Here is a 21,863-nt window from a genome sequence, read left to right as displayed (position 1 = left end):
CACCGGTCCCATCCAGTCGGATGGCACCCATGACCGAATCAGCGACCGATCTCAGCCCGGTCCACCTCTTCCCGCCCGCCACAGCCCTGTGGACGCTGGAGCGCGGCATTTCGCCCATTATCGGCACGGCCATCCACAATGGTCATCATGTCCGCCCCGAGGCGCTCGATCGCATGGCGCTCGACGAGGCCGGTCGCCTGCGCGAGGAAGACCCGTTCACGGCCTACGCCATTCTCGATGTGCCCAACCAGATCGTCTTCCACCGCTCCCGCTTTGAAATCGATCTCAACCGGGCCCGCGATGGCTCGGTTTACCTGCGGCCCGAGCAATCCTGGGGGCTGCAGGTCTGGCAGGAGCCGCCATCGCCGGCCATCATCGCGCGCTCCCTGCGCATTCATGACGCCTATTATGCCATGCTGCGCCAGACCCTGGCCGGCATCGAGGCCGACCATGGCCAGTTCGTCTTGCTCGACGTCCACAGCTACAATCATCGCCGCGCCGGCCCGGACGACCCCCCCACCGATCCCGACCAAGCCCCCGACATCAATATCGGCACCTTTTCCATGGATCGCGAGCGCTGGGGACACATTCTCGATCCCCTCATGGAAATTCTGGGCAGCCTGCGCTTCCGCGGTCGCTTCATGGACGTCCGCGAGAATGTGGCTTTCGAGGGGAAGGGCGAACAGACCCGTTTCGTCCACCAGAATTTCCCGCTGACCGGCTGCGCCATTGCCATCGAATTCAAGAAATTCTTCATGGACGAATGGACCGGGGAACCCGACCTTGAAGCGCTCGACGCCATACGTGCCACCATCGCCGCCGCCATCCCCATGCTCGAAACCGCGCTGGAGGCGGGGCGATGAGTGCCAAGCCGGCCGGCCTGCGGGAAAAGGTCAGTGCCGCGCTGGACGCCGGCACGCCTATTCGCCTCGATCTCGGCAATGGTAGCCGGCTCCATATCGATCGGCCCATGCCTTTTCTCTGCGTCCACCTCGCGCGCCGCAGCCAGCCGGCCGCCCGTGACATCGCCATGGCCAATGCCGCCTATCTCATCGTGCGCAATCTCGGCGAAGCGGTCACGGTCATCCGTCTTGTGGGCGAACAGATGCAGGCCCGCTTTGGCGCCTTCCTGCTGCTCGATGTCGGCGAATTGGCGCGCGATCAGCTCGCCAAGGACTCCCCCTATCTACCGCCATTCGAGCTGGGGCTGTCGGCACCCGATGACGCGGTGGCGCAGGCGGCGCTTTCGGCTTTTGTCGGCTCGGTCGAGGCCGTGACCAATAAATTCCGCGTGCCGCGCATCGCCAAGCATGCTTTGGCCGGCGATCCCCATGCCAGTCTCGCCCGCCGGGTGCCCATGTTCCCCACGCTCACCGTGCGCTTCGCGCCCATCTACCGCGTCTCCGGCTCCAAGACCTTCTATCCCGCTCTCCGCGAACGGGTCGTCGCCAATATCTTCGATGCAGGCCTGCAGGCCGCGGCCAGCTTTGCCGCCGCCACCACCAAATTGGCCTTGCCCAGCCACCGCGCCCTTGGCCGGCAGGTTTTCATCGATGCCGTTGGCCGGGCAGATAAAGCAATGGACGAGGTGGCCCAATCCTTCGATTTCCTGCTCGCCGTGACGCCCATCAATGCCGAGGCCGCCTGGGCGCAGTTCAAGGAAGGCGGCTATCACCGGGCACCCAATTTCCTCTATCGCCCCCTGGCCATAGCGCCCGACAGGCAGAAAAAGGCGCTGTTTTCGATAGCGCTCGACCATTTTGAAGACCCGGTCCTGACCCAGCTCTATCGCGAAAAGCAGCAGGAGCTCGATCTGCAACTCTCCCTGCTCGCTGCCCGCGAAACACGGCGCTTCGTCGAGCTTGGCCGTGCGCTTTACGGCTCGGTCGAACCGCCACTCCTGGCCATGGCGCAATCCATTCTCGATACCACCGCCAAGCGGGCGGGCCGCAAAGACACCGAGCCCGATACCGCCGACCATGCCTTTGTCGAACGCAAGGCGCAGGCGATGATCGCCACCTATGCCAGCCAATACGACGCCTTCGCCGCCACCATCGAGTTGCGCGACGACCTGCCGGCTGGCCTCATGGTCACCAATGGGCGCCTGCTGATTTCGCGCAGCACCACCATGGCGCGCCAACGCGTCGAGGCCCTGCTCAGCCATGAAGTGGGCGTCCATCTGCTCACCTATTACAACGGCTCCGCCCAGGGCCTGCGCCTGTTCCGCTCGGGCCTTGCCGGCTACGAAGGCGCCCAGGAAGGGCTGGCCGTACTGGCCGAATATTTGGCCGGCGGCATGACCGTCGCCCGGCTGCGCCTGATCGCCGCGCGCGTCCTGGCCTGTGCCGCCATGCTCGATGGCGCGACTTTCCAGGACAATTTCCGCCTCCTGACCAAGGATCTCGGCTTTCCCCTCCAGGCCGCCTTCAATCTGGCCCTGCGCGTCCATCGCGGCGGGGGCCTCGCCAAGGACGCCATCTATCTGCGCGGCCTGCTCGAAATCCTCAAGCACCTCGAAGGCGGCGGCGCGCTCGAGCCGTTCTGGATGGGCAAGATCGCCGCCACCCATTTTGCCGTCATGCAGGAACTCAATACCCGTGGCCTGCTCAAGGGGCCGCGGCTCATTCCCGAATTCCTGTCCATCAAGGGCGCCGAAGAACGTCTGGCCAAAGCCCGTTCCGGCCTCGCCCCCATCGATCTCATCGCGCGCTAGGAGAACTCATGCGTATCGCTTTTTTCGTCAATTCCATTGCCGGCGAAACCGCCAATTACACCACCACCGTTCTGGCATTGACCGCCCTCAATCGAGGCCACGATATCTGCTATGTCACCCCCGGCGATTTCGTGCTGCGGCCTGACGATAGCCTGATGGTCCGCGCGCTCACCCTGCCATCGGCCAGCTACAAGAAAGCCGAAACCCTGCACAAGGACCTGCAGGGCGACAAGACCAGCGTCCAAACCATCGATGTCAGCGAGATCGATATCCTGATGCTGCGCAACGATCCCTCCCAGGATGCCGCCGAGCGACCCTGGGCTGCCAATACCGGCACCATTTTCGGCCGCCTGGCCGCTGCGAGGGGTGTTATCGTTCTCAACGATCCCGATGGCCTCGCCATGGCGCAGAACAAGCTCTACTTCCAGGATTTCCCCGCCTCGGTCCGGCCCGCTACCCTCATCTCCAAAAGCATCGAGGAGATCAGGACCTTTATCGACGGCCAGAAAAAGGGCGCCATCGTCAAGCCGCTACAGGGTTCGGGCGGCAAGAACGTCTTCAAGATCGGCTCCCCCAAGGATGCCAATCTCAATCAGATTTTCGAGGCTGTGAGCGGGGAGGGCTATCTGATCGCCCAGGACTTCATCCCCGAGGCCTCCGAAGGCGATGTCCGCTTTTTCCTGATGAACGGCCGGCCCCTGCTGCGCGATGGCAAATATGCCGCCTTCCGCCGCGTCCCCGCCAAGGGCGAAATCCGCTCCAACGTTCATGTCGGCGGCGGACCCGAGCCCGTCGACATGACCGATGCAATGCTCGCCATAGCCGAAACCGTCCGCCCCAAGCTGGTCGCGGACGGCATGTTCCTGGTCGGCCTCGATATCGTCGGCGACAAGATTCTGGAGATCAACGTCTTCACCCCGGGCGGCCTCAACAACCTCTCCGAAATGTACGACACCAATTTCTGCGACAGCGTCATCGCCGCACTCGAGGCCAAGCTTGCCATCCGCCAGGCCTATGGCCACGCCATCATCAATCGCGCATTGGCAACGCTTTAGAGCATCGTGCGGAAAAGTGGGCTAGAGCGACGCTTTGCGTTCGTCAGAACGCCCGTTGCTCTGGTTATTTCCAATGCGCGGCCAGCGTCGTGGGCGTGTGCATATTGCCATAGAGATAAGCCCAGAATTCCGCACGGCGCTCCACCGGCACGGTCTTCCACACCGCATGCACCGCCACATCGCCGCACCAATAGGCGTAGACGAATGGCGCCCGCAGATTATGCCCGAGAAAGGCCAGCCGCGACCGCGCCGTCACCTTCTCCTGGAAACCGCCCGCGGCAATCACCGGCACGATCTCGTCCAGGCTCTTGCCCTGGCTATGCATCATCCAGGCCGCATTGCAGCGCAGCGCCCCCCGCAACCGCTGCAGCGCCACGCCCAGCTCATCCTCCGGTCCCTCGATCCAGTCGAGGAAGAACATGCCATTGTCGGCAATGCCCTCGAACAGCGCGCTGCTGGCCGAGCTGGTCACCACCTGGGCGCCATCGAGCGGCATCTTGCCTTCGGCCACATAGCGCTCCCGCAGCGCCAGATGCACCAGGTGCCCCGGGAAAACTTCATGCGTCGCCAGGTGCTTGAGGGCGAACCGTGTATAGGGAAAGTCGAGGTTCATCAGCACCTTGCGGGCCGGATAGTCGCAATAGGCCGAGAATGGCGCCGCCGTCACGCCCTCCGGCTCCATCCATTCGTCGGTCATCGGATACATGGTCGTGCTGACCTTGTGCCGCGCTTCCAGCGTCAGCGCCCGCATTGTATCGAGTACGTCATCGGCCGGAACCCGCACCTGGGCTTCCCACCGCGCCAGATCGTCCGCCAAGGCGCCGCCGGCAAAGCCCATCTCATCGAGCTTTTCGCGGATGATCGCGCGATAGCCGTCCAGCACATCGTCGCCAACCAATTGCGTATCCACGCGAATCTGTCGCCGCACGCGGTCGGCGAATGATATCTCCTTTTCAGCGAAGGTCGTCACCAGCGCGAGCAGCGAATCCACCATCTCACCCAGATAATCCCGGCGCAGCGCGCTTTCCGCTTCCCCGGCAAGCCGCCCGCGCAGGGCGAGCAGAGCTTCGGTCGCCTCGTCATAATCCCGCAACTGGCGCGGCTCCACAGCGGCGACTGCCACCGGGATCAGTCCTTCGCGATCCAGAAAGCCGTCGCTGCGGGGCGTGCTGCGATAAAGCTGGTCGATACCGGCGGTGAGCTCGGCCAGTTCCTTGCCAAGGTTCATGGTTGTGTCCTCACTGATGTCCGGCAACGGGCTTGGGATGATAGGGCGCTTCCATCAGCGCCACGTCTTCCGCGCTGAGTTCGATGGCCAGCGCCGCCACCGCATCGTCGAATTGATGCAGCTTGGAAATGCCCACGATCGGCGCCGAAATGCCGGGCCGGCTGGCCACCCAGGCATAGGCGATCTGTGCCGGCGGCCGGCCATGGCGCTCGGCCACCTGCCGCACTGCGGCCACCACCGCGTCATCCTGCTCCCGCGACCGGTCGTAGAGCGCCGCCGCGGTCTTGTCGGTCTGCGCCCGTGTCGTCGCATCCCCGGCACGCCCCGCCAGACGGCCGCGCGCCAGGGGGCTCCAGGGGATCACGCCGATCCCCTCGGCGCGGCAGAGCGGCAGCATTTCGCGCTCTTCCTCCCGGTAGATCAGGTTGTAATGCGGCTGCATCGATACGAAAGGCGCCCAGCCATTGGCGCGCTGCAGCCCCAGCGCCTTCATAAATTGCCAGGCATGCATCGAGGAGGCGCCGAGATAGCGCACCTTGCCGGCGCGGACCACGTCGTTGAGCGCATCCAGCGTTTCTTCCAGCGGCGTTTCATAGTCGAAGCGGTGCAATTGGTAGAGGTCGATATAGTCGGTCCCGAGCCGCTTGAGGCTCCCGTCCACTGCCTCGAAAATATGCTTGCGCGACAGGCCCCGGTCATTGGGGTCTCCGCTCATCGGATTATAGAGCTTGGTCGCCAGCACCAGCTTGTGGCGCGGCACCGGCGCCAGGATGCGCCCCACCACTTCTTCGCTCGCCCCCAGCGAATACATATCCGCCAGGTCGAAGAAGTTGATGCCCAGCTCGAGCGCCCGCTCCACGATCGGACGCGAGGCAGCTTCGTCAAGCACCCACGGCGCCCAGTTTGGCGACCCGAAAGTCATGCATCCCAGAGCCAGCCGCGAAATTTTGAGGCCGGTTCGACCAAGGTTGATATAGTCCATTAGCACACCTTCTCTGGGCCGTTTGGCGGCCGCTGCTCCCGTTTTGCCCTTGGGTTTGTCTGTTTTAGTCAGATATTCCCAGAACTTTCGGGGCTTCCACGTATATTTCTGCACACATTTTTGGCGAATGCAAACTGTGTACAAAAAATTCTCATTCCCTATTGCACTCAGAAAATCCGGTGTTACGGTTGGCGTGTACTGAACTGGTAGCACACATGTTCCCCATTGACGCATCCAGCATTGATAAGTCGCTGCCCGTTCCGGTCGGCACGCAGTTGCATGGCTTGCTGAGCTACACGCTGGCCTTTGGTGACATGGTCTATGGCACCAAGCTCCCTTCGGTGCGCCAGTTGGCCGCCGAGCTGGGTATTGCGCCCATGACCGTCAGCCAGGTCTACCAACAGTTGCGCGACGCCGGCCTTATCGAGATGCGTCAGGGCCTTGGCGCCTTTACCGCGCGCGATCCGCGCCTGGCGGTTGATGATCGGCAGCCGATCAATGCCCTGCGCGGCGATATCGAAGCCATTGTCAGCCGCGCCGAGGCACTGGGCGTCTCCACCATGGAACTGGTGTCGATGATCAATGCGCAGGCCCAGTTGCGCCGCCCTTCGGTCGGGCTGTCCATGGTGTTTGTCTGCATTTTCGAAGGCCCCGGCCGCGACTATGTCGAGCAGATCAGGCCGGTTCTGGCCGCCAATGACAGTGTGCAGCTGGTGACGCTCGAAAGCCTGCGCCAGCCCGGCGCCGAGGTGGATGCCTGCCGCGCCGCCGACCTCGTCATCACTTTTGTCCATCGCGAGGCCGAAGTGCGCACGCTGATCGAGACCGATAATGTGCTGGGCCTGCGCCTCATCCCTTCGCAGCGTACGCGGCAGAACCTGGCCGGGCTCGATCCCCGCAGCCGCGTCGCCGCCGTGACCCACTTTCAGGAATACATCGCCATCATGCGCCCCAGTGTGCGCGAATTTGCCCCGCACGTCTCCGATATCCGGGTCACCTGGTCGTCCTCGCCCGATCTCCAGGAGATCATCGCCGGCTGTGACGCGGTGATCTACGCCTCCGGCGCCGACCATGTCGCCGATCTCGTGCGCCCCAATGTGCGCTGTTTCGAATATCGCCACGCACCCGATCCGGGGGCGCTGGAAAATACGCTCGCGCCGCATCTCGCTTTGTTGCGACAGCGGCGGATCGCCCGGGAACCGGAACCCGAGGCTGCTGCCATCGAGGGAATGGCGCCAGCCTGACTGCCGGCCTCCGACACTTCATGCAAAGGGAACACCAGGGAATGAAAAGCTTTCTTTTGACCACCAGCGCCATCGTGGCGCTGAGCTTCATGCCGGCTCACATGGTCATGGCGCAGGACGCCCAGACCGTCGTCGTCGGCACCGATGTCGACGCCGGCACGCTCGATCCGCGCCTCACCCGCGACACCACGGCTTCGCGCACCGCCGACCTGATCTATGCCGGTCTCGTCCACATCACCCCGGCGCTGGAACCCGTACCAGACCTGGCCGAAAGCTGGGAAAATCCCGATCCGCAGACCTTCATCTTCAAGCTGCGTCCGGACCTCAAATTCTCCGACGGCAGCCCGCTGACTGCTGACGACGTGGTGTTCACCTACACCACCCTGATCGATCCCGATTTCAACGCCCCCGCACGCGCACTCTATACCCCGATCACGGCCGTCGAAGCCGTCGATCCGCTCACCGTCAAGTTCACGCTCAGCGCGCCCTATGCGCCGCTCCTGAGCTATCTCGACGTCGGCATCGTGCCCAAGGCCCTGGTCGAAGGCGGCACCGATATCGCGCTCAATCCTATTGGCGCTGGTCCGATGAAGCTGGTGTCATGGAACCGCGGCAGCGAAATCGCGCTCGAAGCCAATGCCAATTACTGGCGCGGCGCTCCCGAGATCGAAAACGTCACCATCAAGATCATCGGCGACAATTCGGCCCGCGCCCAGGCTTTCGAAGCCGGTGACCTCGACGTCATCCAGTCCCCGCTCTCCCCGCAGGATATCGAGCGCCTCAAGGGAGATGACCGCTTCGGCAATGTCATCACCGCTGGTCTCGGCGTGAACTATCTCAACTTCAACACCAAGGACCCGCTGCTGTCCGACCCCAAGATGCGCCAGGCATTTGCCATGCTGGTGGATCAGGACACGATCGTGAACGACATCTACCAGGGCGTCGATCAGGTCGCGCACTCGATCATCCTGCCCTCGTCCTGGGCCTATTCCGACACCATTTCCCAGCCGACCTTCAATATCGAAGGCGCCATTGCCCTGTTCAACGAACTGGGCTGGACCGACAGCAATGGCGATGGCGTGCTCGACAAGGACGGCAAGGACCTCGCCGTGACCCTGGCGACCCACAGCGAAGACCCCAATCGCGTGCAGACCGTGGAATATATGCAGGCCATTTTTGAATCGGCCGGCGTCAAGGCGACGGCGCAGATTTCCGATTGGCCATCCTTCTCGACCAATTACGTGCAGAAGAGCATGCACCAGATCGCGCTGCTCGGCTGGCTCAATATCGTCGATCCCGATCGCCTGATGTTCGCCCAGCTCACCACGGGTGGCTCGACCAATTGGGGCGGCTATTCCAACCCCGAGGTCGATACCCTCCTGCAGAACGGCCGCTCGACCCTCGACCAGGCCCAGCGCGCCAAGGATTACCAGGCCGCAGCCACCATCCTGGCCCAGGATCTGCCCTATTACATCGTCTCGGCTCAGGGCTACCAGATGTTCTATTCCAAGGACATTCCGGTGACCGTGCAGGCCACCCCGCGCGGCAATCTGCGTGGTCTCATCGGCTTCACCGATTGATTTCCTGACAACTGCGGCCGGTATCTGCCCGATACCGGCCGGCTTTTTTCCAAATTCATGAGACGATAGATGGCGTTCCACCAGGTCCTCGGACACGACTATTATGCCAAGGTTCATGCCGATATCCGCACGCGGATGGCTGCGGCCGGCATCGATCTGCTGCTGCTCGATTCCAACGATGACGTAATCTACACGACCGGCTTTTCGCATTACACCACCGAGCGCCCGGTGGTCTTCGCGATCAGCCATGACGGCGCCTGGCTGCTGCTGCCCAAGCTCGAAGAGAGCCACGCGGCGCACCAGAACATCGCGGCCGAACCCATCATCTATTTCGAATTCCCCGGCATTGACCGCCCCTTCGACGTGCTCGGTCGCGCCTTCCCTGACATGACTGGCGTCGTTGCCTATAGCCACGCCATTTCGCTCGCTCGCGTCAGCCAGATCGAGGCTGCTTTCCCCAATGCCGCCCGGGTCGTGCCCTGCAATATCGTCCAGCAGATGCGGCTGATCAAATATCCCGAGGAGATCGTGCTGCACCGCGAGGCTGCGCGGATTTCCGACGAGATGGTCGTCGCCGGCGTCGGCCTCATCGCCGAGGCCATGGCATCGGGTGGCACGCTGCCCAGCGAAATCGAGATCGAATCCTTCGTCTCCCGCCACGCCATGAAGATCATGCATGAGGAACATGCCGATCTCATGCTGGTGCAGGGGCTCGCCAGTGGCCTCGTCTATTCCGGCGCCCGCTCGGCCTTCCCCCATGGCATGCCCACCGGCAATCCGGTCAAGCGAGGCGAAAGCATCATCCTCTCGCTCGGCTGCCGCGTCGGTGGTCGTGCCGCCGAGAGCGAACGCACCCTGTTCATCGGCGAACCCAGCAAGATCCAGCTCGAACATTACGCCGTGGCCTACGAAGCCCAGCGCATGGCCACCGCCGCGCTGATCGCCGGGCACACCTGCGCCTCCGCTGATAATCTGGCCCTCGCCTTCATTCGCGATAGCGGCATGACCGACTATCTGCTGCACCGCGTCGGCCATGGCATGGGCGTCATGTTCCATGAATCGCCATGGGTCGAAGCAGGAGACGAGACGATCCTTGAACCCGGCATGATCACCTCGAGCGAACCGGCAATCTTCGTGCCCGGCTTTGCCGGCTACCGCATTGCCGACACCGTGCTGATCGCCGCCGAGGGGCCCGACAGCATGACCCACTATCCCCGCAAGATCGACGACGTCGTCATCGGCTGATCCGCCTTGCTTTTCTCGAACATAAAGGAGCCGACGCAATGATCGCCTATATAGTCCGCCGGCTACTGCTGCTCATCCCCATGGCCATCGGCATGGTCGTGGTGACCTTCGGCCTGCTTTTGCTCATCCCCGGCGACCCCGCAGCGGTCCTGCTTGGGCAGGACGCGACGCCCGAAGCCATCGCCAATCTGCGCAATTCGCTCGGCCTCAACGATCCCTGGTATATCCGCCTCTGGGACTATTTCGCCGCGCTCCTGCACGGCGATATGGGCCGCTCGATTTTCCAGAACCAGCCCGTGGCCGAAATCATCGCAGGCCGTCTCGGCGCCACCATTGAGCTGGCCGTCGTATCGCTGATCCTCGCCACGCTGATCGGGCTGACACTCGGCGTGCTGGCCGCAATCCGCCAAGGCTCGTTCATCGATACGGCAACGATGCTCTTCGCCCAGCTCGGCGTCTCCATGCCGGTCTATTGGCTGGGCCTGTTGCTCATGTTGCTGTTCGCCGTGCAACTGGGCTGGCTCCCCGCCATCGGCCGCGGCGTGCCGCTGCATGAAGCCCTGTTCGCCGCCGTCACCGGCCGCCCCCAGGTGCTGTGGGATTCGATCAGCCATATCGCCCTGCCGGCACTGGCTTTGGCCGCCAATTCTGCCGCCATCATCTCCCGGCTGGTGCGCGCCTCCATGCTCGAAGTGCTGCGCGAGGATTTCGTGCGCACCGCCTATGCCAAGGGCCTGCGCCGGGGCAGGGTGGTCATCCGCCACGCCCTGCGCAATGCCTTGCTGCCCGTGCTCAGCGTCATCGGCCTGCGCTTCGGCGCTCTGCTCGGCGGCGCGGTGCTGACCGAATCCATCTTTGCCTGGCCGGGCCTGGGCCAGCTCACCATCGCGGCCATTTCGCAACGCGACCTGCCGCTCATTCAGGGCATCGTTCTGACCTTCGCCATCGTCTTCGCGCTGGTCAATCTGGTGGTCGACCTCCTCTATGCCGCGGTCGATCCGCGCATCCGCCTCGGGTGACCTCCATGCGATTGCCAAAAGCCTTTCAGAATACCTCGCTCATGGTGGGCGCGGTGATTTCCCTCGCCATCATCCTCTGCGCCATTTTCGCGCCCTATGTCGCCACCCATGGCGTCGAGCAGATGGACATGCGCAACCGCTTTGCCCTGCCCACTGCCGGGCACTTGCTGGGCACCGACAATTTCGGCCGCGACCTCTGGTCCCGCCTGGTCTTCGGCGCCCGCATCTCGCTGACCATCGCCATTGTCTCGGTGGTCTGCTCAGCCTTTATCGGCACGGTTGTCGGCCTCGTCGCCGGCTATTTCGGCGGCTGGGTCGATCAGCTCCTGATGCGCATCACCGATATTTTCCTTGGCTTCCCCGCCATCGTCCTGGCGCTGGCCATCGTCGCCGTACTCGGGCCCGGCGTGCTCAACGTGTCCTTCGCCATCATCGTCGTCGCCTGGACCGAATATGCCCGCGTCGTCCGCTCGACGACCCTCGTCCTGCGCGAACAAAACTACGTGCAAGCCGCCCGTGCGCTGGGCGCCAGCCCCATCCGCATCATCTTCAAGGAAGTGCTGCCCAATGCGCTGGGCCCGATCATCGTGCTCGCGTCCCTGGGCCTGGGCACCGCCATCATCTCGGAATCCGCCCTGAGCTTTCTCGGCTTCGGCCTGCCGCCGCCCACCCCAACCTGGGGCTGGACGCTCTCCTACGGCACCAAATTCATGCGTGACGCGCCGTGGCTCTCCATCGTTTCGGGCGCGACCATCATGGTCACCGTGCTCGGTTTCAATCTCCTGGGCGATGGGCTCAGGGACGTTCTCGATCCTCGCCAGCTCTCGCGCGGCGGGGCCAAGACCAAGTAACTAAAGGAATAATCGAATGGTAAAGTCCATCAACCAGCTTCGTCCCAAGTTCACCACCAATGCCGATGGCAGCGATGCCGTATTGTTCGTGCATGAATTGGTGGGCGAAGAAGATGGCCCCACCATCGGCATCTCGGCCTCGATCCATGGCAATGAGAATACCGGCTCGCAGGCCATCCTCGAACTCTTCCACATCCTCAAGACCATGCCGCTCAGGGGCCGTATCCTGCTGCTGCCGGTCGCCAATCCCTCGGCCTTCGCGGTCAATGAGCGCTTTGCCACCATCGACAAGGTCGATCTCAATCGCCAATTCCCCGGCAGCCCCAAGGGCACCTATAGCCAGCAGCTCGCCTATGCGCTGACCGAGCATTATTTCAACGTCATTGACGTCCATATCGACCTGCATAGCGGCACCGACCGCCCCACCGTCGACTATGTCTATATCTGGAACGACGAACAGCTCTCGCGCGCCTTCGGCTCCAAGCTCCTCTACCGCCCGGTCGAGAACAAGCAGGGCACCGTCTTCGGCGGCACCACCAAATCGGTCACCCTCGACAAGCGCAACATTCCGGTCTCGGTCATCGAGCTGGGCGGCGGCATTCTCGACCAGACCCCCTATATCAAGCGCACCGTCGATGGCGTGCTCAACATGCTGCGCACCAAGGGCGTCATTCCCGGCACGCCGTGGGAAAATCCCAAGCAGATCGTGGTCAACGAACTGGCCGGCATCCGTCCCAGCCAGGGCGGCTGGCTCGAGCCGCTCTGCCCCGCCAATGGCGAGGTCATCAAATCAGGCCAGCTGCTCGGCCGCGTCGTCAGCCCCTATAATTTCGAAGTGCTCGAAGAGATCCCCACCCCGTTCGCCAACGGCGTGATGATCATGCAGCACCTCACCCGCAACCTCGTCCAATCAGGCGATTACGGCTTCATGGTCGGCAATCTCGAAGGCGCCACCGACTGATATTGGCATTGCGGCGCGCCGCACTGTCTTAGGCAAGGAAACGACAACGATGAGTGTCCTCCCACACGCTTCCCCGGCGCCAGTGCTCCAAGTCACCGATCTCGACATCGAGATTCGTGGCGCCAATGGATCATTCGCTGTCGTTTCCGACATGAACCTTTCGGTGCGGGCAGGGGAAACCCTGTGCATCGTGGGGGAAAGCGGCTGCGGCAAATCGATGACTGCCCTCGCCTTGCTGCGCCTATTGCCGGAGGCGGCCCAGGTCGCCTCCGGCAAGATTTTGATCGATGGCGTCGACTTCCTCGCCATGAACCAGCGCCAGGTCGAAGATTTTCGTGGCGAGCAGATCGCCATGATCTTCCAGGAGCCGCTGACCGCGCTCAATCCCGTGCTCAAGATCGGCGAACAGATTGCCGAAGCCGTGCGCCAGCACCGCAAATGCAGCCACAAGCAGGCTCGTGCCCGCGCCATCGAAGCCCTGCAACTGGTGCAAATGCCCGATCCCGAACGCCGGGCGGGCCAATACCCGCATGAGCTGTCCGGCGGCATGCGCCAGCGCGCCATGATCGCTTTGGCGCTCTCCTGCGACCCCAAGATCATCATTGCCGACGAGCCGACCACCGCGCTCGACGTGACCATCCAGGCCCAGATTCTGGGCCTGATCTCCGATCTGCAAAAGCGCCTCGGCACTGCGCAAATCCTCATCACCCACGATCTGGGCGTGGTGTCGGAAGTCGCCGACCGGGTCATCGTCATGTATGCCGGCCGCAAGGTCGAAGAAGCCAGCATCTACGATCTCTTCGACCGTCCCTTCCACCCCTATACAATCGGGCTAATGGGCGCCGTGCCGCGCGCCGGCGCGTCGAGCGAAGCCGGTGATCGCTTGGCCGATATCTCAGGCACGGTGCCGCCCCTTTGGGACCTGCCCAAGGGCTGCGCCTTTGCCCCGCGCTGCCCCAATGCCTCGGCGCGCTGCCTCACCGAGCGCCCGCCATTCGAAGAAAAACGCCCCGGTCACTGGGCCGCCTGCTGGGAGCACGACGATGCAGCCTGATCAGACCCCCTTGCTCAGCGTCGACAATCTGCAAGTCCATTTCCCCATACGGGCAGGCGTCTTGCAGCGCCAGGTCGGCGCGGTCAAAGCCGTCGATGGCGTCAGCTTCACCCTGGCGCGCGGTGAGACGCTCAGCCTTGTGGGCGAAAGCGGCTGCGGCAAATCCACCACTGGCCTCGCGCTCATGGGTCTCGTCAAACCAACCGGCGGGCAGGTCAATTTCGACGGCCAGGAAATCCGCAGCTTCAATCGCGCCGCGCTCAAATCCTATCGCCGCCGCATGCAGATCGTGTTTCAGGACCCGTTCTCCTCGCTCAATCCGCGCCAGCGCGTCCGCGATATCATCCGCGCCCCCCTCGACATCCACAATATCGGCACCAAGGCCGAACGCACGGACCGCGTTGCCGAACTCATGCAGCGCGTCGGCCTGCGCCCCGACCAGGCCGACAATTTCGCCCATCAATTCTCCGGCGGCCAGCGCCAGCGCATCGGCATCGCCCGGGCTCTGGCGCTCAATCCCGACGTCATCGTCTGCGATGAGCCGGTTTCGGCGCTCGACGTATCGGTGCAGGCGCAAATCCTCAACCTGTTGAGCGATTTGCAGCGCGATCTGGGCGTCTCCTATCTGGCCGTCTCGCATGATCTGGGCGTGGTGGAATACATCTCCCACCGTGTCGCCGTGATGTATCTGGGCCGCATTGTCGAGATCGCCCCCAAGACCACAATCTTCGTCAATCCGACTCATCCCTATACCGAGCTGTTGATGCGCTCGGCGCCCTCGCACGATCCGCGCAAGCGCCACCAATTCAGCGCCACCAATGACGATATCCCCAGCGCCACCCGCAAACCCTCCGGCTGCGCCTTCCACACCCGCTGCCCGCTGGCAACCGAAGTGTGCAAGACCGTCGATCCCGAGTTGACGGCCCGCGACGAAGGCCGTTTCGTCGCCTGCCACCACAAATAATTGTCCAAGGACCGGTCATGACCAATAGCTATCTTTTCACCGGCGGCCGCGTCCTCGATGCGGAGCAGGGCGTGTTGCGCGACGGCCTCGACGTGCTGGTGACAGGCAACCGCATCGCCGCCGTCGGCACCAGCCTCACGGCTCCGTCCAACACCACCGAAATCGCGCTGGGCGGCCGCACCATCATGCCAGGCCTGATCGATTGCCACGTCCATGTCGTGGCCGAAACGCTCGACCTTTGGGCCAATATGACAGCCCCATCCTCGCTCGCGGCCCTCCGCGCGGCCCGCGTGATGAACGAGGCCTTGCAGCGCGGTTTCACCACCCTGCGCGATCTCGGCGGCGCCGATTATGGGCTGGTCCGCGCGGTCAATGAAGGCCTGATCCCCGGCCCCCGTCTCGTCATCTGCGGCAAGGGCCTGACCACCACTGGCGGCCACGCCGATCTGCGCGCGCGCACCGACGACCGGCCCGGCATTTTCTCGGACCGGCTGGGCTCGATGGGTCTCATCGTTGACGGCGTCGACAATGTCCGCGCCGCCTGCCGCACCATGATCAAAGAGGGCGCCAATTTCATCAAGGTCATGGCCAATGGCGGCGTGTCCTCCCCCAATGACCCGATCCATTCCATCCAATATTCCCGCGAGGAAATCCTCGCCATGGTGGAAGAGGCCGACAATGCCGGCCTCTATGTCTCGGCCCATGTCTACACCGACAAGGCCATCCTCCGCTGCGTCGAGTTGGGCGTCCATTCGCTCGAACATTGCAACCTGATCGAACCCGAAACCGCCAAGCTCGCCGCCGAAAAAGGCTGCATCGCCGTGCCCACTTTGGTCGCCTACGATGCCCTTGCGCTGGAAGGCGAAGCCCTCGGTCTCGGCGCCACCGAATTCGCCAAGATCGAGGTGGTCCGCAGCGGCGGCCTGCGCTCCCTAGAAGTCATGCGCGACGCCGGCCTCCCCATGGCCTTCGGCTCCGACCTTCTCGGTCAGCTCCGCAAATATCACTGCATGGAATTCGAAATCCTCGCCAAGGTGCTCACCCCAGCCGAAATCATCCGCTCCGCCACCATCATCGGCGCAAAACTCTGCCGCCTCGAAGGCGAAGCCGGCATCATCGCCCCCGGCGCCTCCGCCGACCTGCTGGTCATCAACGGCAACCCCCTCAGCGACATCGGGCTCCTCCAAGGCGACGGCGCCCACATGTCCGCCATCATGTCCCGCGGCACCTTCGCCAAGAACCACCTGAACTAGCCCCTTCACCTCTCCCTCTGGGGGAGAGGTCGGCCCAAAGGGCCGGGTGAGGGGGCCTTCCCACCCACCGGGTCCACCCTACCCACAATGTCATTCCGGCGCAGGCCGGAATCCATGCAGAAGGCCATCCCCACGTTGGATGTGCGCGGACGCATGAATTCCACCCTCCACAGAAACCACATCTGCTAGTTTTGAGACTTCCCTAGGAGTCGCCCATGCTCTTCGGACTATTCATCCTGCTGGCCTGCCAACTCGCTGGCGAAATCATCGCGCGAGGCCTGGGTCTACCCATTCCCGGCCCGGTCATCGGCATAGTCCTGCTCTTCGCCCTGCTCGCCCTCCAGGGCTGGCGCAAGGGCGCCGCATCCGCCGAAACCGGCCCGGTCGCAAAATCCGCCGACGGCCTCCTCGCCAATCTCGGCCTGGTCTTCATCCCTGCCGGCGTCGGCATCTCCCAGCATTACCAGCTGATCTTCGACAATGGCCTGGCCCTGGTCGCGGCTCTCGTCGTCTCGACCGTGCTGACGCTGATGGTCGCCGTCGGTGTCTTCCGCCTCGTCAGCCGCCTCCTGCCCGGCGAGGAACCCCAGCCATGACCGCGACGCCCCCCTTCGATCTCTGGGTCTACCTCGCCACCAGCCCCTTGCTCTGGCTGACCCTCACCATAGGCACTTTCCTCGCCGCCCAATGGGTCGCCAAGCGCAGCGGCTTCCACCCCGTGGTCAATCCGGTGCTGATCACCATTGTCGTCATGGTGCTGATCCTGCGCCTGACCGGCACCAGCTACGACACCTATTTCGACGGCGCCCAGTTTATCCATTTCCTGCTCGGACCCGCCACGGTGGCGCTGGCCGTCCCGCTCTATCGCAGCCGCCATCTGGTCAAGGCCAAGGCCCTGCCGATCCTGGCCTCCCTCGCCATCGGCGCGCCCTTTGCCATGCTCTCGGCCACCGGCATCGCCGTCCTGCTCGGCGCCGCTCCCGCCATTGTCCTGGCCCTGGCCCCCAAATCGGTCACCGCCGGCATTGCCGTGGGCATAGCCAACCAGATTGGCGGCGAACCCGCGCTCACCGCCGTATTGGTCATCGCCACCGGCATATTGGGCGCGGTGATCGTCACCCCGCTGATGAACGCCCTGAAAATCAAGGACTACGCCGCCCGCGGCTTCGCTGCCGGCCTCACCTCCCACGGCATCGGCACGGCCCGGGCCTTCCAGGTCAATTCGGTCGCCGGCGCTTTCGCCGGCCTCGCCATGGCCCTCAATGGCCTGGCCACGGCCTTCCTCGCGCCCCTGATTTTCGGGCTCTTCACCTAATCGGCGAGTGAACTCACCAATGTCCGCTCGCGCCGGAAGTCCGAGGCCGATTGCCCCGTGACCTTGCGGAACGACTGGCTGAAGGCGCTGAGCGAGCCGAAGCCGCTCTCCATCGCTACGTCCAGAATGGTCAGGTCATCTTCCATCAGCAGCGATTGCGCATAGCTCAGCCGCAGCAGGGTGATATATTCGTTGAGCGTCATCCCCGTCGATTTCTTGAACACGCTCATCGCATATTTGGGATGGATTTCGACAAACGAGGCCACGTCGGCCGAGCCGATATCGTCGCGGAAATTCTCGGTGATATAGGCACAGATATCGATGACATTGCGGAAGGAATGAGGGTCCAGCGGCTCGCCCGCCGTGGCGCCGCCCCCCTCCGCATCGACAAGCCGATAAGGCTCGAAATTGATGCGGTTGATCCGCAGCAGCAATTCGTCGATCGCATGCTCCCGCCGCAGCGGATCGTCTCCGCGCATATAGGCCGTCAGCCGCCGGAAGGTCTCGGCATCGGCATGCCCCTCCTGATGGGTCACCACCGTCGCGCCCCGCGTCAGCCGGTGCATCAGGTCGGCCGAAAGCCGCAGGCGGAAGAAGTGCACCAGCGGCAGATGGATGGCGACGAACTCGGTGCCTGGCTCCACACGGATGGCCTGGTGCGGCTGTCCGCCCCAGAAAATGCAGAGATCGCCTTCCACCAGGTCCACCGTGTGGCCGGCCATGCGATAGGTCATGTCACCCGAATAGAGATAGTTGACCTCCACCTGCGCGTGCCAATGCGGAAAGGGCATGTCGCAGGATGTATTAAGGCCCGCCACCAGGCTTGTCGGCACGCGCTCAAGCTCGTGTGACATCTGCGTCCAGGGCCTTTTCTGCTGCGTCTTACCATTCCACAATTGTTCATTCCCATCCAAAGAGACGGCGCCGCTTCGACCTTCTAGGTTATGGACAGCCTGAAACGAGCGCAAACAAAAAGCTGAGGCGGCAAGGGATTGTGACCCCCTTCCGCCAGCCGCCCTGCGCCGCTCCGGCCCGCACCGAACAAGACATGGGGACCGCCCGCCGGCGGCCGCCACGGAGGAGAGATTCATGAGCATTCCAACCGGCGCTCGCGCCGCGCGCAATCTGCTGGCCGCCAGCTTTGCCACCCTGCTGCTGGTGGCCCCGGCCATCTCGCAGGACAAGGTCGAACTGACCTATTGGAACTGGGCGCCCCATATCGACGAAGTCGTCGCCATCTGGAACGAGCAGAACCCCGATATCCACGTCACCGTCAGCCGCGCCGCGGCCGCCGGCGAGATCGTGCAAAAGCTTTCCGCTGCCCACACGGCCGGCAATCCGCCCGATGTGACCAATGTCACCTATCAGGATCTGCCGGCCCTGGTCGTCAATGGCCTCGTCGCCGACATGACCGCTGAAATGGCTCCCAATAAGGGCCAGATCGCACCGGTCGCCTGGAACCTGGTGACCTTTGGCGACACCACCTGGGCCACACCCCAGGGCACCTCGCCCATGATGCTGTTCTACCGCAAGGACCTGCTGGCCGAGCTGGGCATTGAGCCGCCCAAGACCTGGGAAGCTTTTGCCGAGGCCGCCAAGGCCGTGCGTGCTGCCGACTCCACCAAATATCTCACCCATTTTGCATCCAGCGATCCCGGCACTTTTGCCGCCCTGACCCATCAGGTCGGCGCGCAATGGTGGGCGCTGAATGGCGATCAATGGACGGTCGATATCAATAGCGAGCCGGCCAAGCAGGTCGCCCAATATTGGCAGGATCTGGTGGCCGAAGATGCCGTTGCATCCATGCAGACCTTCTCGCCCGAATGGGGTGCGGCAATCGCCAATGGCACTTTGCTCGGCTTTATCAGCGCCGTCTGGGCGCCTCCGCTGATCGAAAACCTGGCGCCCGATACCAAGGGCCAATGGGGCGTCGTGCCGCTGCCGCGCTGGAGCGAAGGCACCGGGGCCGAATTGGCCGGCGGCGTCACCGGTGGCAGCGCCACGGCTGTTTCCGCGCTCAGCAAGCATCCCGAAGAGGCCAAGAAATTCGCCATCTGGATCACCAATAACGAAGAAGCGCTCTCAGCCTATGTGCGGCTCATGAATATCTGGCCGGCCCGGCTGGAAGCGCGCAAGCTGCCCCAATTGCAGGAAGCGCCGACCTTCATTCCCGATGCCGCCAATTTCTACCAGATGGCCGCCGAAATCGACGCCGACACCCCCTCCATTTCCTGGGGCCCCAATGTCAGCATGGCCTTCGACGTCTACCGCAATGCCATGGGCGACGCGGTGCAGAACAAATCCGGCTTCGCCGAAGTCCTCGATGCCGTACAGAAAGCCGCCTTCGACGACATGACCAACCAGGGCTACACCGTGGCTGAAGGGCAATAGCTCCAGAGAGCCCCAATCCTGTCCCCTCCCCATCAAGGGAGGGAGACGAAAGAACCGCGAGCCCGTCGCCTGCGCCTCCCTCCCCTTGATGGGGAGGGATTGAGGGTGGGGTGACGGGAGCCACAAAGGCCCTGATGTTCGCGGCTCTCAACCTACTTGAACCCATTGATCCACAGCGCAGCAGACCTGATGACGGCAACAAACACATCCACCAAGAAGCGGTTTCGCGCCGTTCATCCTTTCGTCCCCTGGCTCTTCGTCGGGCCCGCTGTCCTGCTGTCCATCGCAACCATCGTCGCCCCCTTCATCTACGCCGTCATCATGAGTCTGCGTGGGGTCAAGGTTGCCGGTGGCGGCTTGGGGCGGCGCGAAGAGGTCTTTGTCGGCTTCGCCAATTACATCAACGCCGCCTTCAATGCCGAGCTCTGGACCGGCTTTGGCCGCATGCTCATTGTGGGCGTCATCACCATTCCCATCACGCTTGGTCTGGCTTTGCTCTTCGCATTGCTGCTCGATACGCCGCGCGTGCGTCTCGCCCGGTTCTCCCGCATCGCGATTTTCCTGCCCTATGCCGTGCCCGGCGTTATCGCCTCGCTGATGTGGGGCTTCATCTATCTGCCCGGCGTCAGCCCCATTCGCGAGCTTGCCGCCAGCCTGGGCCTGGCCCAGCCCGATTTCTTCACCCGCGACAGCATTTTCTGGTCCATCGCCAATATCAACATCTGGGGCGGTGTCGGCTTCAACATGGTCATCCTCTATACCGCCCTGCGCGGCATCAGCAGCGAGCTTTATGACGCCGCCCGTGTCGACGGCTGCACCGAACTGCAGATCGCCTGGAACATCAAATTGCCCCTGCTGCTCCCCGCCATCGTGCTGACTGCCCTGTTCTCGCTGATCGGCACCATCCAGCTCTTTTCCGAACCGACGACGCTTTCCCCGCTCACCGACGCGCTGTCGAGCACATGGGTACCCATGATGCTGGTCTATCGCGACACCTTCGTTGCCCAGAACCTCTATGGCGGCGCAGCCACCTCCATGCTGGTCGCGGTACTGACCATCGCCGCTTCGGTGCTTCTGTTCTGGATCACCCGGCGCCGCAGCGCGGGAGGCTTGGCATGACCGTTTCGACGCTTTCCATGCCCGCTTCGCAAACGCGGGCCCGCCATCGCCGCAGGATTGCCTGGGTCCCCACCATCATCCTGTTCATCGGGGCGCTGTATTGCCTGCTGCCGCTCTATTGGCTGGTGGCGGCGTCGAGCAAGTTGCCGGGCGAACTCTTCACCCTGCCATCCTTCGTGCCGGGCTTCAGCGGCGGCATCGTCGACAATGTCGTGGCGCTCTCCAACTATCGCAGCGGCCGCTATTGGCTCTGGACCTTCAATTCCTTCCTCTATGCGGGGGGAGGGGCCGCGCTCTCGACCATCGTTTCAGCGGCGGCCGGCTATGGCCTGGCCAAATACAATTTCGCCGGCAAAAACATCGTCTTCGCCTTCCTGCTGGGCGCCGTACTGATCCCCGGCGTGGTGCTCGCCGTGCCGCAATATCTGCTCATGAGCAAGGTCGGCCTGGCCGGCACCTATTGGGCCGTGCTCATCCCCTCCATCGTCTCCCCGCTCGGCATCTATCTCTGCCGTATCTATGCCGCTGCGGTCATTCACGACGAGCTATTGGAGGCTGGCCGGGTCGATGGCGCCAGCGAAGTGCGCATTTTCTTCTCCATTGGTCTCGCCCCCATGATCCCGGGCCTGATCACGGTGTTCCTGCTGCAATTCGTCGGCATCTGGAACAATTTCCTGCTGCCCTTCCTGATGCTGTCCGACGAACGCCTCTTCCCGCTGACCGTGGGGCTCTACACCATGCTCAATGCGGGCACCGAACAGCCGGGCATGTACACCTTCATCATCACCGGCGCCTTCCTCTCCATTCTTCCGCTCGTGGCTCTCTTCCTGCTGTTGCAGCGCTATTGGCGGCTCGATCTCATCTCCGGCTCCGTCAAGGGCTGACGCAT

The 21,863-nt window shown here is 63.2% G+C and carries 20 protein-coding genes; 17 read left to right on the top strand and 3 right to left on the bottom strand.

What is annotated here, in order from left to right; all coding sequences use genetic code 11:
* Nucleotides 1-29 precede the first annotated feature (29 nt).
* From QQL79_RS11735 to QQL79_RS11725, 3 genes are read left to right on the top strand one after another with little or no spacing between them, the layout of a single operon-like run.
* Nucleotides 30-863 (top strand): N-formylglutamate amidohydrolase, encoded by an 834-nt coding sequence (locus QQL79_RS11735; RefSeq protein ID WP_284391018.1) that lies wholly within the window; start codon nucleotides 30-32, stop codon nucleotides 861-863.
* The gene (locus QQL79_RS11730; RefSeq protein ID WP_284391016.1) at nucleotides 860-2,713 is read left to right on the top strand and encodes a flavohemoglobin expression-modulating QEGLA motif protein; all 1,854 of its coding nucleotides are present in this window, start codon (nucleotides 860-862) and stop codon (nucleotides 2,711-2,713) included. The genes QQL79_RS11735 and QQL79_RS11730 overlap by 4 nt, the downstream gene beginning before the upstream one ends.
* A gap of 8 nt (nucleotides 2,714-2,721) precedes the next feature.
* On the top strand, nucleotides 2,722-3,768 hold the full coding sequence (locus QQL79_RS11725) for a glutathione synthetase (protein ID WP_284391014.1): 1,047 nt from the start codon (nucleotides 2,722-2,724) through the stop codon (nucleotides 3,766-3,768).
* A 64-nt stretch (nucleotides 3,769-3,832) separates the two neighbouring features.
* On the opposite strand, the gene QQL79_RS11720 is transcribed toward QQL79_RS11725, so the two are convergent.
* Nucleotides 3,833-4,996, bottom strand: coding sequence for a hypothetical protein (locus QQL79_RS11720; RefSeq protein ID WP_284391012.1), 1,164 nt, complete (start codon nucleotides 4,994-4,996; stop codon nucleotides 3,833-3,835).
* Nucleotides 4,997-5,006: 10 nt separating this feature from the next.
* Nucleotides 5,007-5,978, bottom strand: a complete 972-nt coding sequence (locus QQL79_RS11715; RefSeq protein WP_284391010.1) for an aldo/keto reductase — start codon at nucleotides 5,976-5,978, stop codon at nucleotides 5,007-5,009.
* A gap of 215 nt (nucleotides 5,979-6,193) precedes the next feature.
* Between QQL79_RS11715 and QQL79_RS11710 the strand changes: the two genes are divergently transcribed.
* From QQL79_RS11710 to QQL79_RS11660, 11 genes are all read left to right on the top strand, one after another.
* The gene (locus QQL79_RS11710; protein ID WP_284391008.1) at nucleotides 6,194-7,222 is read left to right on the top strand and encodes a GntR family transcriptional regulator; all 1,029 of its coding nucleotides are present in this window, start codon (nucleotides 6,194-6,196) and stop codon (nucleotides 7,220-7,222) included.
* Nucleotides 7,223-7,263: 41 nt separating this feature from the next.
* Nucleotides 7,264-8,802: an ABC transporter substrate-binding protein gene (locus QQL79_RS11705; RefSeq protein WP_284391006.1), complete on the top strand. Its 1,539-nt coding sequence runs from the start codon at nucleotides 7,264-7,266 to the stop codon at nucleotides 8,800-8,802.
* A 69-nt stretch (nucleotides 8,803-8,871) separates the two neighbouring features.
* Complete coding sequence (locus tag QQL79_RS11700) at nucleotides 8,872-10,047, top strand: M24 family metallopeptidase (RefSeq protein ID WP_284391005.1); 1,176 nt, start codon at nucleotides 8,872-8,874, stop codon at nucleotides 10,045-10,047.
* 38 nt (nucleotides 10,048-10,085) lie between these two features.
* Nucleotides 10,086-11,066: an ABC transporter permease gene (locus QQL79_RS11695; RefSeq protein WP_284391003.1), complete on the top strand. Its 981-nt coding sequence runs from the start codon at nucleotides 10,086-10,088 to the stop codon at nucleotides 11,064-11,066.
* 5 nt (nucleotides 11,067-11,071) lie between these two features.
* Entirely contained in the window at nucleotides 11,072-11,917 is an 846-nt protein-coding gene (locus QQL79_RS11690) for an ABC transporter permease (protein ID WP_284391001.1), read from the top strand.
* Between the two features lie 16 nt (nucleotides 11,918-11,933).
* Entirely contained in the window at nucleotides 11,934-12,878 is a 945-nt protein-coding gene (locus QQL79_RS11685; RefSeq protein ID WP_284390998.1) for a succinylglutamate desuccinylase/aspartoacylase family protein, read from the top strand.
* Between the two features lie 49 nt (nucleotides 12,879-12,927).
* The gene (locus QQL79_RS11680) at nucleotides 12,928-13,932 is read left to right on the top strand and encodes an ABC transporter ATP-binding protein (RefSeq protein ID WP_284390996.1); all 1,005 of its coding nucleotides are present in this window, start codon (nucleotides 12,928-12,930) and stop codon (nucleotides 13,930-13,932) included.
* Nucleotides 13,922-14,896 (top strand): ABC transporter ATP-binding protein, encoded by a 975-nt coding sequence (locus QQL79_RS11675; protein WP_284390994.1) that lies wholly within the window; start codon nucleotides 13,922-13,924, stop codon nucleotides 14,894-14,896. The genes QQL79_RS11680 and QQL79_RS11675 overlap by 11 nt, the downstream gene beginning before the upstream one ends.
* Nucleotides 14,897-14,913: 17 nt before the next feature.
* Complete coding sequence (locus tag QQL79_RS11670) at nucleotides 14,914-16,149, top strand: metal-dependent hydrolase family protein (protein WP_284390992.1); 1,236 nt, start codon at nucleotides 14,914-14,916, stop codon at nucleotides 16,147-16,149.
* Nucleotides 16,150-16,364: 215 nt separating this feature from the next.
* Nucleotides 16,365-16,745, top strand: a complete 381-nt coding sequence (locus QQL79_RS11665; protein ID WP_284390990.1) for a CidA/LrgA family protein — start codon at nucleotides 16,365-16,367, stop codon at nucleotides 16,743-16,745.
* Nucleotides 16,742-17,464, top strand: coding sequence for an LrgB family protein (locus tag QQL79_RS11660; protein ID WP_284390989.1), 723 nt, complete (start codon nucleotides 16,742-16,744; stop codon nucleotides 17,462-17,464). Before QQL79_RS11665 ends, QQL79_RS11660 begins: the two co-directional genes overlap by 4 nt.
* Here the strand turns inward: QQL79_RS11660 and QQL79_RS11655 are convergent.
* A complete protein-coding gene (locus tag QQL79_RS11655; RefSeq protein WP_284390987.1) occupies nucleotides 17,461-18,318 on the bottom strand; it encodes a helix-turn-helix domain-containing protein in 858 nt (285 codons plus the stop codon). The two genes, QQL79_RS11660 and QQL79_RS11655, sit on opposite strands and share 4 nt — an antisense overlap.
* Nucleotides 18,319-18,553: 235 nt before the next feature.
* On the opposite strand from QQL79_RS11655, the gene QQL79_RS11650 reads away from it, so the two are divergent.
* From QQL79_RS11650 to QQL79_RS11640, 3 genes are all read left to right on the top strand, one after another.
* Nucleotides 18,554-19,855, top strand: a complete 1,302-nt coding sequence (locus tag QQL79_RS11650; protein ID WP_284390985.1) for an ABC transporter substrate-binding protein — start codon at nucleotides 18,554-18,556, stop codon at nucleotides 19,853-19,855.
* A gap of 189 nt (nucleotides 19,856-20,044) precedes the next feature.
* Nucleotides 20,045-20,974, top strand: a complete 930-nt coding sequence (locus tag QQL79_RS11645) for a carbohydrate ABC transporter permease (protein ID WP_284390983.1) — start codon at nucleotides 20,045-20,047, stop codon at nucleotides 20,972-20,974.
* Complete coding sequence (locus tag QQL79_RS11640) at nucleotides 20,971-21,858, top strand: carbohydrate ABC transporter permease (protein ID WP_284390981.1); 888 nt, start codon at nucleotides 20,971-20,973, stop codon at nucleotides 21,856-21,858. Before QQL79_RS11645 ends, QQL79_RS11640 begins: the two co-directional genes overlap by 4 nt.
* Nucleotides 21,859-21,863 lie beyond the last annotated feature (5 nt).

Source organism: Devosia yakushimensis, assembly GCF_030159855.1.
In the GTDB taxonomy this organism is placed as follows: Bacteria; Pseudomonadota; Alphaproteobacteria; order Rhizobiales; family Devosiaceae; genus Devosia; species Devosia yakushimensis.
Note: the sequence above shows the minus strand (reverse complement) of the source record. Positions and strands in the feature narration are given on the sequence as shown.